Genomic DNA, 13,456 nt, shown 5'->3' with positions numbered 1-13,456 from the left:
TGGCTGACGCTCCAGCCGCCGTACAGGCCGGCCACGACCACGCAGCCGAGGAAGAACAGCATCACGTCGACCCGCTGCGCGACCAGGCCCCAGGCCAGGCCGGCGGCGAGGAAGCCGTTGTAGAGCCCCTGATTGGCCGCCAGCACGCGCGTGGCCTGCGCCTTCTCCGGCGAATTGCGGAACACCTTCATGCCCAGCGGACGCGTCCACAGGACCATCTCCAGCACCAGGATGTACACGTGCAGCAGCGCGACCAGGCATACGAGAATCGAAGCCAGCAGGGTCATGCGCGCGTCCATTGGCAGTAAAGGATGCACAGCATAGCGGTTGCCGCGGCGGCCGGCACCACGGCGACGCGACCTGCTGGGCGCGGACTCAACGCGTCGCCGCTGTCTTCGCCGCAACTGGGGCGGTGCTTTCGACCGCACGCGCCAGGCGCCAGCCGATGGCGCCGGAAAGCGCCGCTGCCAACGCGGCCAACGCGGCGAAACCTTGCACTCCCACGCCCAGGCCGCGCAGGCCGATCATCGCCGACGAGACGGCCACGTCACCAGCACGCCACACCGCCGTATCCACCGCGTTCTTGCCTTGGTAGCGCAACTGCCGCGGCACCCGCGTATAAAGGGATTCGCGCGCGGGGCCGACCATGCCGTAGGTCAGCGAACGGGTGATCACCACCGGCAACACCACCCATGGCACGATCCACACTGCCAGCGCATAGGGATCGGGCGACAGCGCCGTGGTCACCAGCGCACCCACGCTGATCAACGCCCACAGCGCGATCACCATGCCGGCACCCTTCTTCATCAGCAGCCAGCGGGTCAGCGTGATCTGCACGGCGACCTGCAGCACATTGGTCAGCATGTCGATATTGGCGGCGAACTCTGTTCGATCGACCGCGTTGTGGAAGGTGGCCCCGGAGTAATCGGTCATCAGCGCGTAGCCGGCCGTGCCGATGCAATCGCCCAGCAGCATCAGCAGCGCCATCCCCCGCATGAACGGATTCGCCAGGATCTGTTTGAGACCGTCGAACATGCCGCCACCGACCGCCGCCTCGTGGCCGACGTCGTGGCGGCGCGCGCCATGCACCCGCGCCCAGCGCCCGAGCAGGATCACACATGCCAGCGCCACGCCCAACAGCGCCGCCGACACCACCAGCAACGGCGCCACGCCGATCACCCCGACCAACCCACGGGTCAGCAGCGGGCCGGCTACCGCGCCGGCCGTACCGCCCAGGCCGATCAGCGGGAACAGCCGCCGCGCCTGCTCGTTGCTCCAGATGTCGGCCATGAAGCTCCAGAACACCGACACCACGAACAGGTTGAACACGCTGACCCAGACGAAGAACACGATGCCCAGCGCACGCGGACTGAGTCCGCCGTAGCCGCTGAACAGCGGCACGAAGCCGAACAGGCACAGCGCGAAGAACACGTATACCGCCGGGACCACGATCCGCCGCGGCCAACGCGCCGCCATCCACGCGAACAGCGGGGTCAGCAGCAACGTGGCGACGAAGGTCGCCATGTAGAACCAAGGGAGCTGGGTCGAGCCGACAGCCGCGGCAAGTTGTTCGCGCACCGGCCGGATCACGTAGTACGCCGACAGCACGCAGAAGAAGTACACGAAGGACAGCAGCACTGCGCGCAGCTCGCCAGTGTGGACGCGCTTATTTTCCGCTTGCATCGGCTCGCCGTTCGCCGCCTGGTTGCGCGCAAGGTATCCGATGCACTGCAACATCGCCAGCGCGGGCGCCGTGCGAGTCCCCGGGATATGCCGCGCCGCCGCACGCCACCACGCGCGCCGAGCATATGCTCTATCCTCGGCGACTAGCGTCGGCGCCAGGAACTCAGGGGACACCGCGGGTGTACGACTACATCATCATCGGCGCAGGCTCGGCCGGCTGCGTGCTCGCCAACCGCCTGAGCGAGGACCGCGACTGCAAGGTGCTGCTGATCGAGGCCGGGCCGCGCGACCGCAATCCCTTCATCCACATGCCCGCGGGCCTGGCGCGCCTGGCCACCAATCGCCGCATCAACTGGAACTACCTGACCGAGGCCGAGCCGGCCTTGAACGACCGTCGCCTGTGGTGGCCGCGCGGCAAGGTGCTGGGCGGCTCCAGTTCGATCAATGCGATGTGCTACGTGCGCGGCGTGTCCGCCGACTACGACGACTGGTCGGCCGACGGCGCCGACGGTTGGGACTGGCGCGGCGTGCTGCCCTACTTCCGCCGCAGCGAATGCAACAGCCGCGGCGGCGATGCGCTGCATGGCGGCGACGGCCCGCTGCACGTCTCCGACCTGCGCTACCACAACCCGCTCTCGGACGTGTTCATCGCGGCCGCGCAGGAAGCGGGTTTCCCGCACAACCCCGATTTCAACGGCCCGCAGCAACAGGGCGTGGGCCTGTACCAGGTCACCCAGAGGGACGGCGCACGCTGCTCGGCCGCCGTCGCCTACCTGGCGCCGGCGCGCGCGCGGGACAACCTGCAGATCGTCACCGACGCGCTGGTGCTGCGCCTGCTGATCGAAGGTGGACGCGTGGTCGGCGTCGCCTATGCGCAGGACGGCCGCGAGGTGCAGGCGCGCGCCGCGCGCGAGGTGCTGCTCAGCGCCGGCGCGGTGAACTCCCCGCAGCTGCTGATGCTCTCGGGCATCGGCCCGGCCGATGCGCTGCGCCGCCACGGCATCGCGGTGCAGCTGGACCAGCCGCAGGTCGGCGCCAACCTGCAGGATCACCTGGACGTGTGCACGCTGTACCGCACCCGCCCGGGCATCAGCTACGACCGCCGCAACCAGGCCAAGATCGCCTTCGACTATTTCCTGCGCGGGCACCGCGGCGCCGGCAGCAGCAACATCGCCGAGGCCGGCGGCTTCATCCGCTCGCCGTTGGCGCCGGACGCGCGCGCCGACATCCAGTTGCACTTCGTGCCGGCCATGCTCGACGACCACGGCCGCAACCGCCTGCCCGGCGACGGCTTCACCCTGCACGCCTGCCACCTGCAGCCGCGCAGCCGCGGCCGCATCGCGCTCAACGACGCCGACCCGCGCACGCCGGCGCGGATCCAGGCCAACTATCTGAGCGATCCCGACGGCTTCGACCTGCGCATGCTGGTGGAATGCGCGCGCCTGGCGCGGCACATCCTGCAGCAGCCGGCGTTCGATGCATGGCGCGGCGCGCCGCTGCTGCCGGCGCGGGAGGACCTGGACGAGGCCGGGCTGGTCGCCTTCATCCGCGCCAAGGCCGAAACCATCTACCACCCGATCGGCACCTGCCGGATGGGCAGCGATGCGCAGGCGGTGGTCGACCCGCAGCTGCGCCTGCGCGGTCTCGACGGCCTGCGCGTGGTCGACGCCTCGGTGATGCCGCGCCTGGTCAGCGGCAACACCAACGGCCCGACGATGATGATCGCCGAGCGTGCTGCGGATCTGATCCGTGGGCGGGCTGTGCTGCGGGAGGGGTGAGGCGGCGGCTGCGCGGAGGGGGCGAGCGCACGAGTATCGCGGCGGTAGATCCGCTACTGGGCGACCTACCCTCACCCCAACCCCTCTCCCGGTGGGAGAGGGGCTAGGCAAGCCGTGCGCGGCACGGCGATTGCATGTCCGTGGGCATCCGCCGCAGTCCCCGCCACCGCTCCGCCGGCAGGCCTGCACACCCCCGTCGAGGCGGGAAATCCCCAGCAGGATCAAGGCGATGCCTATTCATCTTCTCCCAGTTTGTGCATTCGAGAAATCCGGCGCTAGAATCGTGGCCGGCAGCACCTCACAGGCCTCAGGCGCAATGACACAGAACAGCAGGCACCGGCTCCTTCGACCGGTGGCAACCGGGTTGCTCGGGGCATTGCTGCCCTTTGCGATGTCCTCCACCGCACAGACGCCGGCGCCCGCACAACCGCTGCCGCCGCCGCTGCACACCGAAGCCACGCGCTACACCTCGCCGACCCAGCCGCTGCCCTACCGCGCTTCGCTCACCCAGAGCCAGGTGCTGCCGCTGGCCAAGGACTTCGATGTCGCCGCGCTGGAGTCGGTGGCCGAACAGTTGACCTATGGCGAGCGCGTGCCCGGTCTGGCGATGGCCATCGTGCACAACGGCCAGGTGCTCAGCGCGCGCGGCTACGGCGTCACCGACGTCAACCGCCCCGAGCAGGTCGATGCGCACACCGTGTTCCGCCTGGCCTCGCTGTCCAAGGCGTTCGCCGGCACCATGGCCGGCCTGCTGGTCAACGACGGCACCCTGCGCTGGGACAGCAAGGTCGTCGACTACGTGCCCGGCTTCCAGCTCAGCGACCCGGTCGCCACGCGCCAGTTGAACGTCGCCGACCTGCTCAGCCACCGCGTCGGCCTCACCTACAACGCCTACGACCGCGACGTCGAATCCAACATCGACTACTACACGCTCAGCCACAAGCTGGCCTATGCGCCGCTGAAGTGCGCGCCGGGCGAGTGCTACGCCTACCAGAACGTCGCCTTCAGCCTGATCGGCGACGTGGTGTTCGCCGCGTCCGGCAGCTTCTACGAGCAGTCGGTGGAGCGGCGCATCTTCAAGCCGCTGGGCATGAACGACGCCAGCATGGGCCTGGCCGGCATCCAGGCCAGCCCGCGTTGGGCGCGCCCGCACGTGCGCAGCCGCAACGGCTGGGTCTCGCTGACGCCCAAGCCGACCTACTACCGCCTGGCGCCGGCCGCCGGCGTCAACGCCAGCATCAGCGACATGGCGCAGTGGCTGATCGCGCAGACCGGGCATCGTCCCGACGTGCTGCCGGAGCCGCTGCTGGCGACCCTGCATGCGCCGCTGATCCTCACCCCGGGCGAGATGCGCTCGGGCTGGCGCCGCGCCCGCGTCAACTCGGCCAGCTACGCGCTGGGCTGGCGCGTGTTCGACTACTCCGGCCACCAGGTGATCTTCCATGCCGGCGCGGTGCAGGGCTACCGCGGCCTGATCGCGCTGGTGCCGGAACGCGACCTCGGCGTGGCCATCCTGTGGAACGGCGAAAGCGGCCTGCCCTCGGGCCTGCTGCCGACCGTACTCGACCGCGCGATCGGCCTGCCGGCGCAGCGCTGGCTGGACGTGGACACCGACTTCGGCAGCGACAACCTGATGGCCGAGCGTCCGGACCCGAAGGACAAGAAGGGCGCCTCCTCGTCCAAGTCGGTGGCCTCGCCGCACTGAGCGCGGCCTCCCGCAGCATCCTCGCAGAAAGGCGGCGCAAGCCGCCTTTCTGCTGTCTGCAGCGCTGACTGCACCGCGTGTGCCCCTTCCCGGATGGGACGCGGTGCCGTTCCCGCAGCAACGACACGGCATGGTCTCCGCCGCACTGATCGCGCGCTCGCGCAGCATCCTCCCGAACGGGCGCGCGAACCGCCTTTCTGCTGTCTACAGCGCTGACCTGCGCTGCGTGCGCCCTTTTCCCGACGCGGGGACGCAGCCCTGCCCCGGCTGCGGCGATGCGCTGGCACGAGCGCGTCACAAAAGTGTGGCCGCAACGCCGACGTCGTGCCTGGACGAACGATCGGCGACTGCGTCGCCCCAGCGGCAGCAGGCGCTCGCAGCGCCCGCGTACCGCCGCGGTGAGGGTGGTGGCGCACCGCCGCTTCCAAGATCGCGCACAGGGCACACGCCGCGCCCTCTCGGCATTGCTCGCGATCCGGCATCTGGTGTCGCTGCGCCCCGCATCGCCGCAGGCTGCCGTTGGCGTGCTGGCAACCCGGTGCACCATCGCCGACGTGCGCTAGGCAGCACGCGAGGCGCGACTGCAGGACACCTGCGATAACGACCGACGAGAAGCATCCTGCGGAAGTCGACTGTCGTGCAACCGCGACGCGCGAAGTGGTGGGTGCTTTCCGATGGCCCAATGCGTCGGGACTGAAGGCCCTCCCACAGCCACCCGGCGAGCTCGCAAGCCACTGTGGAAGTCGCTTCAGCAGCGACGGGCATTCCAGACAAAGCCCGTCGTGGCTGAATCCGCTCCCACAGGGGCTTGCGGCGAACCTACCGGGTGCACTGTGGGAGGCACTTCAGTCCCGACGACAGAGGGTGTCGGCCGGCTTTCGGCTTCGCTTGTCGCGACTGCACGACAGTCGACTCCCACAGGACAGACTGCATCCGGCGGGAGTGTGGCGAAAGCAGGCGGGGAGACCCACCTCAGTCCACGGATACGCGGGAAAAACCCGTGATGCGGAGTGGAGGTGGGCAAGGCGCGCTGACGCGCTGCAAGTGCCCATGCAACGTCTTGGCTGCATCGGCGAATGCCAGGCGTTCCGGCTGCTGTGGCGGCCCCGATCCCGACGGTCGGTCGATCCACGCCAGGGGCGATCCATTGAACGCGATATGACGGCCTTTGCTGCCGCCTACCGTCGTGTCGTTGCCGGCGTAGCTGTCGCGTAAGTTCACGCCGACGATAACTGCCCGCGCCTCCCGGTACTCGCGTGGCTGCCCAGGCCGCACGTGCATGCCAGGAGATCAGGTGGATGCGTGGCCCTGCCCGTAGGCGCCGACCGTGGCACGGAGGCGACGCAGCTTGCCGCGTCGGTTGCCGATGCGACAGGCACAGGCGCGATGTCCACGTCGCAGCCTGGCAAGCAGGGCACAGGGAACGGGCGGCGTGGATCGGGAAGACGGACGCCGCGGGATCATCGGACGAAGGCACCACGGAGGCACTCTCCGGTCGGGACTGAAGTGCCTCCCACAACCGGGACTGCGAGCGCGCGCGGCAGGATGCCGCACATAAAAAACTCCCTCCCCGCTGGGCACCGGGGAGAGAGTCTAGGAACAGCGATCGGGATGGATCAGATCAGCGGCGCGGGCGTGGCCGGCAGCGCGACCGGAGCGGCCTTCTTCTTGCGAGCGGCCGGCTTCTTCTTCGCCACGGTCTTCTTGGCGGTGGCCTTCTTCGCAGTTGCCTTCTTCGCGGCCGGCTTCTTGGCAGCCGACTTCTTCACCGTCTTCTTGGCAGCGGTCTTCTTGGTCGCAGCCTTCTTCGCGGTCTTCTTCACCGCCTTCTTGGCGACGGCCTTCTTCGCGGTCTTCTTGGTGGCGGCCTTCTTTGCCGTCTTCTTCACTGCCTTCTTGGCAACGGCCTTCTTGACCGCCTTCTTCACCTTGGCGACCTTCTTGGCCACCTTCTTGGCGACCTTCTTGACCGCCTTCTTTACCGAAACCTTCTTCGCTGCCGGCTTCTTGGCGGCAGTCTTCTTGACCGCCTTCTTAGCGGCCGGCTTTTTCGCAGCTTTTTTCGTCGCCATGGGATGGCTCCTCGTCAGTGAACTATGGATTGAAAATGCCCAGTTAAAGCAACCTCGCGGCGATGCTCCGCCTGCGGGAACCGCCGGCGCGCGCTGCGGGCCGGATCGGATACAGAAACACCCGTACCGGACGTCGATACGGGTGCGATGCCAGGGGAGACGTTGCGTTTCTCGGAGGGAAGCGACTCCAACTCCACCATCTTCGGGTTCCTGGCGGATGTCCAAGTTGTGCTTCGCGTTTTGATGTCGATCCGATTCACTCGCTTGCGCAGCAACGTCTGCTGGGCGAAACCTAATCACGGTTTTTTTTACTGTCAACACTTCTACGCAATTTTTTTTTCGATGGCGCGCGCGCCACCGACGCCGCATGCCGCACTGGCCGCCTTGCCGACGCCGCCGATCGCCGACGCCGACGCCGCGAGGAAAACGGCGCATGCAAAAAAAGCAGGGAAATTTCCGTGTTTTCTGTAACGACACACTGCCTCGATCGCGTTGCGGGCGGGCAGCGGCGAAGCGTCGGCGGGAACCGCGGCGATGCACGCCAGCCTGTCCGCTAGCTGAAAAAAAATTTCGCGACCGCACGCGGTTCCGGCATCGCACAAGTGCAAATGCGCAAAAGTGCGCAAACTTTTTTGCGTCGTGCGGCGCTCACGACGCGCGCAATGCGTGCGTGCCGCGTCGCCGGGTCGTGCCGCATCGCGCCACTGCGACACGACCTGCACGCACGCGGCCGACACACCGCGACGCGCACGACTGCCCTCGCCCACCTCCATGCCAAGTCGCCAACGCGTCCTCCGGCGATGCCGTTGCACGGTCGTGTCGACCGCCAAAGTTCGCAGAGGTGATCGACTGGCGCCGGCACGCACCGCGCCGCCATGCATCGGCGACGCGAGCAGCGCGCACCGTATCGCCGATGCCCGCGCGTCGCCGACCCGCGTGGTGCCCCCATGCCGCACTGCACCTGCGCCGCGTCGGAAAACCGGCGCCGGCCGACGCGCCGATCGTCGGCATCGGTCACCGCCAGACGCGACGGACACGCTGCGCTCGCGGTGCGCCCGGCGGCGAGCTCACATGGTCTTCGCAGCGACGCCGGCGACGCGCGTTCCGGGATCGCCATGCGGAGATGGCGCCTGCCGACGCGCGAACGCTGGCGACCGCGCCGAGCGCGCCCAAAAAGAAACCGGCCGCACTGGGCGGCCGGTTCGGGTATCGCGATGGGCGGTCGGCTCAGTGGCCGTCGTCCTCGAGCAGTTCGGCGTACTCGTCCGGCGACAGCAGTTCGTTCAACTGCTCGGCATCGTCCGCTTCCAGTACCAGGATCCAGCCTTCGCCGTAGGCGTCCTCGTTGATCGTTTCCGGCTTGTCGCTCAGCGCGGTGTTGACCTCGACGACCTTGCCGCTGAGCGGGCTGTACACGTCCGAGGCGGCCTTGACCGACTCGACCACGGCCACGCCGTTGCCGGCTTCGACGTGATCGCCGACGTTCGGCAGCTCGACGTAGACCAGGTCGCCGAGCAGGCCCTGGGCGTGGTCGGAGATGCCGATGGTCACGCGACCGTTACCTTCGACGCGGGCCCACTCGTGGGACTTGAGGAATTTGAGGTCGCCAGGGATCTCGCTCATGGGGCTGCTCCGGAAGAAGACGGTATCGAGGATGGGAGTCTAGTGTAGCGAACCGCGCGCGTGGGGACGAAGTCGCGCGCGGTGGACAGGACTCAGCCGAGCACGCCGGGCTGGACCTGGCCTTCGCGCACGAACGGGAACTTGACCACGCGCACCGGCACTTCCTTGCCGCGGATGTCCACGCGCACCGCACCCGGCTCGCCGGCCGGCACCCGTGCGAAGGCGATGGCCTTGCCCAGCGTCGGCGAGAAGGTGCCGGACAGGATCTCGCCGTCGCCGTTGGCGGTCAGCACCTTCTGCCCGTGGCGCAGCACGCCCTTCTCGTCCATCACCAGGCCGATCATCTGCCGCGGCGCGCCGCCGGCCTTCTGCGCTTCCAGCACAGCGCGGCCGATGAAGTCGCGGCCCTCGTCGAGGGTCACCGTCCAGGCCAGCGCGGCCTCGTAAGGCGAGACGCTGTCGTCCATGTCCTGACCGTAGAGGTTCATGCCCGCCTCCAGGCGCAGCGTATCGCGCGCGCCCAGGCCGGCCGGCTTCACCCCCGCACCGATCAGCGCCTCCCAGAACGCCGGCGCCTGCGCTTGCGGCAGCACGATCTCGAATCCGTCTTCGCCCGTGTAGCCGGTGCGCGCGACGAACAGCGGCACGCCCGCGTCCGAGGTCGCCTCGATCGCGGCGAAGCGACCGAGCTTCTGCGCCGCCGCACGATCCTGCTCGCGCAGCAGGCCGATCGCCTTGGCGCGCGCGTTCGGCCCCTGCACCGCGATCATCGCGAAGTCGTCGCGCTCGCGCACCTGCACGCCGAACGCCTGCGCCTGCTCGCCGATCCAGGCCAGATCCTTGGCGCGGGTGGCGGCGTTGACCACCAGGCGGAAGAACGCATCGGACATGTAATAGACGATCAGATCGTCGATCACCCCGCCCTGTGGGTTGAGCATGCAGGTGTACAGCGCCTTGCCCGGCACCTTCAGCTTGTCCACCGAATTGGCCAGCAGATGGCGCAGGAACGCGCGGACCTGCTCGCCGTGCAGATCGACCACGGTCATGTGGCTGACGTCGAACATGCCGGCGTCGCGGCGCACCTGGTGGTGCTCGTCGATCTGCGAGCCGTAGTGGATCGGCATGTCCCAGCCGCCGAAGTCGACCATCTTGGCGCCGAGGGCGCGGTGGCTGTCGTTGAGGATGGTCTTCTGGGTCATGGCGCGGGTCCGTGAGAAAAGTCCCCCATTATCGCTGGGGCGGAGCCGGGATTGGGAAATCGGGAATGGGGATTCGTCAGAGCGGCTTTCCTGGATCCGGAGGACTGGCGCTCGATCGCGCAGTGCCGTGGGAGCGGCTTCAGCGAAGGCCGGGATCGGGGAGTTGGGATTCGGGATTAGCAAGAGCAGGCGTCCTGAGCCGAAGGACGCGCGCTTGATCGCCGCTCCTACGCGCAGGAAGATTGGGAAGACGGAGGTACCGCGCACTCGCGGCACCAATCCCCAATCCCGGCTTTCAAACCGCCTGGACCAGCAGCGTCATCCCGTCCACGCCGACGATGCGCACCGTGCTGCCGGCCGGCAGGTCGGGGCCGCCGACCACCCAGAAGGCGTCGTCGACCTTGGCGCGACCGCGGCCGCCGTGGATCGGCTGGTCCAGGATCACCATGCGGCCGATCAGTTGCTCGGCGCGGCGGTTGAGCAGCGGCTGGTCGCTGGTCCGGCCGCGGTTGCGGAACCAGGTGCGGTACACCTGGATCGAGACGAAGCTCAGCACGACGAACGCGCCGACCTGCAGCAGCAGGGAGATGTCCGGGAACACCAGCACGGCGAGGAACACCGCCGCGGCGGCGAAGCCCATCCACAGCATGAAGGCGCCCGGCGCCAGCGATTCGGCCGCGAACAGCAACAAGGTCAGGGCACCCCAGGCCACTACCTCAATGCGCATGGCTCAGACTCCGTTGCGCGGCGGCACGCGCGGCACTGCCGGCGGGGTGGCCTGCTTGTTCAGCGCCTCGCGCGCCAGTTCGGCGATGCCGGCGATCGAGCCGATGATGCCGCTGGACTCCATCGGCATCAGCACGAACTTCTGGTTCGGCGCGGTGGCCAGTTCCTTGAACGCCTCCACGTACTTCTGCGCGACGAAGTAGTTGATCGCCTGCACGTCGCCCTCGGCGATCGCCTTGGACACCATCGCCGTCGCCCGCGCTTCGGCCTCGGCCAGGCGCTCGCGCGCCTCGGCGTCGCGGAACGCGGCCTCCTTACGGCCTTCGGCCTCCAGCACCGCCGCCTGCTTCTCGCCGTCGGCGCGCAGGATCTCCGACTGCCGCGAGCCCTCCGCCTCGAGGATCTGCGCGCGCTTCTCGCGCTCGGCCTTCATCTGCCGGGCCATCGCATCGACCAGGTCGCGCGGCGGCTGGATGTCGCGGATCTCGATGCGGGTGACCTTGATGCCCCACGGATTGGTGGCATGGTCGACCACGTTCAGCAGCTGCGCATTGATGGTTTCGCGCTGGCTCAGCGATTCGTCCAGGTCCATCGAGCCGATCACGGTACGGATGTTGGTCTGCACCAGCGCGATGGTGGCGATCTCCAGGTTGGAGACTTCATACGCGGCCTTGGCGGCGTCCAGCACCTGGAAGAACACAACGCCGTCCACACGCACGACCGCGTTGTCCTTGGTGATGACGTCCTGGCTGGGCACGTCCAGCACCTGTTCCATCATGTTGACCTTGCGGCCGACGCCATACATCCACGGAATCAGGAAGTGCAGGCCGGGCGACAGCGTGTGGGTGTAGCGGCCAAAGCGCTCCACCGTCCACTGGAATCCCTGCGGCACCATGCGCACGGTCTTGAACAGCACCACCACGCCGAAGAACAGGATCACCAGCGCAAGGAAGAAGGAAGACGGCATCAGGTCGCTCCATTAACCAGAAAGAAATCGAATCCGCAGTATAGCCAGCGCACGCGCACGTGCCGGTCACCAGCGGATGCGGCCCAGCAGCATGTCCTTGAACATGACCCAGTCGCCGGCAAGCGAGTACAGCGGGTGCTTGAAGGTGGCGGGACGGTTCTTCTCGAACACGAAATGGCCGATCCAGGCGCAGCCGTAGCCGCAGACCGGTGCGGCCCATAACCAACGCAGCTGGCCGGTGCACAGCGCCAGCAGCAGGCTCGCCAGCACGCCGAGGCTGCCGACGAAATGCAACCGTCGCGACACCCGATGCCGGTGCTCGCTCAGATAGAACGGATAGAACTCGCGAAAACTGGAGAAGCGACGCATGCGATGGCCCTCCCGAGGCGACGCAGGCATCCAGCATACGCCGGGAGCGCGGGCGTCGCGCGCTGCGCACGGATGCGACGCGCGGGTGTCATGCAGCCACGACGCGCACTTGGCGTGCTTTCCGATGATCCAATGGGTCGGGACTGAAGTCCCTCCCACCGTGCACCCACCGCATTCGCCGCAAGCGCCTGTGGGAGCGGCCTCCGTCGTGCCGTGGTGCGACGATGACGTGTATCGCGACCACAAGGCACCGCCCATCGCGCCGTGACGTGTCCTGCGGAAGTCAACTGTCATGCAGCCAAGACGCGCAACCTGGCGTGCTTTCCGATGATCCAATGCGTCGGAACTGAAGTCCCTCCCACCGTGCACCCACCGCATTCGCCGCAAGCGCCTGTGGGAGCGGCCTCCGTCGTGCCGCGGTGCGACGAGGACGTGTATCGCGACCACAGGGCACCGCCCATCACGCCGTGACGTGTCCTGGGGCGCAACGGTCATGCGGCCACAACGCGCAACGTGGCGTGCTTTCCGATGAGCCAATGCGTCGGGACTGAAGCCCCTCCCACCGTGCACCCGCCGCATTCGCCGCCAGCGCCTGTGGGAGCGACCTCAGCCCTGCCGCGGCGCGAACATGATCACCGCCATGCCGGCCAGGCACAGGCCGGCGCCGAGCAGGTCCCAGCGCGTGGGGCGCATGCCCTGCACCGTCCACAGCCACAGCAAGGCGACGGCGACATAGACGCCGCCGTAGGCCGCATAGACGCGGCCGCTGGCGGCGGGATGCAGGGTCAGCAGCCAGACGAAGAGCGCCAGGCTGCCCGCGGCCGGCAGCAGCAGCCAGGCGCTGCGCTGTTCGCGCAGCCAGAGATAAGGCAGGTAGCAGCCGACGATTTCCGCGACGGCGGTCAGCACGAACAGCAGCAGGGTCTTCATCCGGCCGCGGCGCGCTCTTCGTCCTTGGCGCGCTGCCAGTACGCCTCCTGCTGCGCCAGCGACAGACCGTCGAGCGCGCCGCCGTCCTGCTGCGCCAGCCGTTCCATCGTGCGGAAGCGACGCTCGAACTTGAGGTTGGCGTGGCGCAGCGCCGCACCGACATCGACCTTGGCATGCCGCGCCAGGTTGGCGCAGACGAACAGCAGGTCGCCGATCTCGTCCTGCAGCCGTGCCGGATCGACTGCGGCGCCATGCGCCAGTTCCGCGCGCACTTCCTCCAGCTCTTCCTGCACCTTGTCCAGCACCGGCGCGGGGCCGGGCCAGTCGAAGCCGACCCGCGACGCGCGCGACTGCAGCTTCAGCGCGCGCTGCCATTCCGGCAGGCCGCGGGCGATGCCGGCCAG

Annotated in this window: 13 protein-coding genes; 2 read left to right on the top strand and 11 right to left on the bottom strand. The window is 68.2% G+C overall.

All coding sequences use genetic code 11. The features are described from left to right. Both D180_RS11625 and D180_RS11620 read right to left on the bottom strand, forming a co-directional pair. Positions 1-287 (bottom strand): DUF1304 domain-containing protein (locus D180_RS11625; RefSeq protein ID WP_043090857.1); only part of this gene is annotated, 287 nt, incomplete at its 3' end. Positions 288-375: 88 nt separating this feature from the next. After that, positions 376-1,638 carry an MFS transporter gene (locus tag D180_RS11620; protein WP_232760459.1) on the bottom strand — a complete coding sequence of 421 codons (1,263 nt, stop codon included), beginning with the start codon at positions 1,636-1,638 and terminating at the stop codon, positions 376-378. A gap of 224 nt (positions 1,639-1,862) precedes the next feature. Between D180_RS11620 and D180_RS11615 the strand changes: the two genes are divergently transcribed. Continuing rightward, a complete protein-coding gene (locus tag D180_RS11615; RefSeq protein WP_017912926.1) occupies positions 1,863-3,461 on the top strand; it encodes a choline dehydrogenase in 1,599 nt (532 codons plus the stop codon). Between the two features lie 316 nt (positions 3,462-3,777). Next, positions 3,778-5,166: a serine hydrolase domain-containing protein gene (locus tag D180_RS11610; RefSeq protein ID WP_026143743.1), complete on the top strand. Its 1,389-nt coding sequence runs from the start codon at positions 3,778-3,780 to the stop codon at positions 5,164-5,166. A gap of 1,616 nt (positions 5,167-6,782) precedes the next feature. On the opposite strand, the gene D180_RS11605 is transcribed toward D180_RS11610, so the two are convergent. The 9 genes from D180_RS11605 to D180_RS11570 all read right to left on the bottom strand — a co-directional run. Beyond that, a complete protein-coding gene (locus D180_RS11605) occupies positions 6,783-7,238 on the bottom strand; it encodes a hypothetical protein (RefSeq protein WP_010344200.1) in 456 nt (151 codons plus the stop codon). A gap of 323 nt (positions 7,239-7,561) precedes the next feature. Then, a complete protein-coding gene (locus tag D180_RS23930; RefSeq protein WP_157835456.1) occupies positions 7,562-8,011 on the bottom strand; it encodes a hypothetical protein in 450 nt (149 codons plus the stop codon). 454 nt (positions 8,012-8,465) lie between these two features. Further along, on the bottom strand, positions 8,466-8,861 hold the full coding sequence (gene gcvH, locus D180_RS11600) for a glycine cleavage system protein GcvH (protein WP_017910465.1): 396 nt from the start codon (positions 8,859-8,861) through the stop codon (positions 8,466-8,468). A 92-nt stretch (positions 8,862-8,953) separates the two neighbouring features. Beyond that, positions 8,954-10,060, bottom strand: a complete 1,107-nt coding sequence (gene gcvT / locus D180_RS11595; protein WP_017912924.1) for a glycine cleavage system aminomethyltransferase GcvT — start codon at positions 10,058-10,060, stop codon at positions 8,954-8,956. 295 nt (positions 10,061-10,355) lie between these two features. Beyond that, complete coding sequence (locus tag D180_RS11590; protein ID WP_043090855.1) at positions 10,356-10,787, bottom strand: NfeD family protein; 432 nt, start codon at positions 10,785-10,787, stop codon at positions 10,356-10,358. 3 nt (positions 10,788-10,790) lie between these two features. After that, positions 10,791-11,756, bottom strand: a complete 966-nt coding sequence (locus D180_RS11585) for an SPFH domain-containing protein (protein WP_087963563.1) — start codon at positions 11,754-11,756, stop codon at positions 10,791-10,793. A gap of 63 nt (positions 11,757-11,819) precedes the next feature. After that, positions 11,820-12,122, bottom strand: a complete 303-nt coding sequence (locus D180_RS11580; protein WP_017912921.1) for a DUF962 domain-containing protein — start codon at positions 12,120-12,122, stop codon at positions 11,820-11,822. A 606-nt stretch (positions 12,123-12,728) separates the two neighbouring features. Then, positions 12,729-13,052, bottom strand: a complete 324-nt coding sequence (locus tag D180_RS11575) for a YnfA family protein (protein ID WP_017912920.1) — start codon at positions 13,050-13,052, stop codon at positions 12,729-12,731. After that, positions 13,049-13,456, bottom strand: a 408-nt coding sequence (locus D180_RS11570; protein ID WP_017912919.1) for a MazG nucleotide pyrophosphohydrolase domain-containing protein, incomplete at its 5' end; no start/stop codon positions are given. The genes D180_RS11575 and D180_RS11570, both read right to left, overlap by 4 nt.

Source organism: Xanthomonas sp. SHU 166, from assembly GCF_000364685.1.
Lineage (GTDB): Bacteria > Pseudomonadota > Gammaproteobacteria > Xanthomonadales > Xanthomonadaceae > Xanthomonas_A > Xanthomonas_A sontii.
This window is presented reverse-complemented; position numbering and strand designations above follow the sequence as displayed.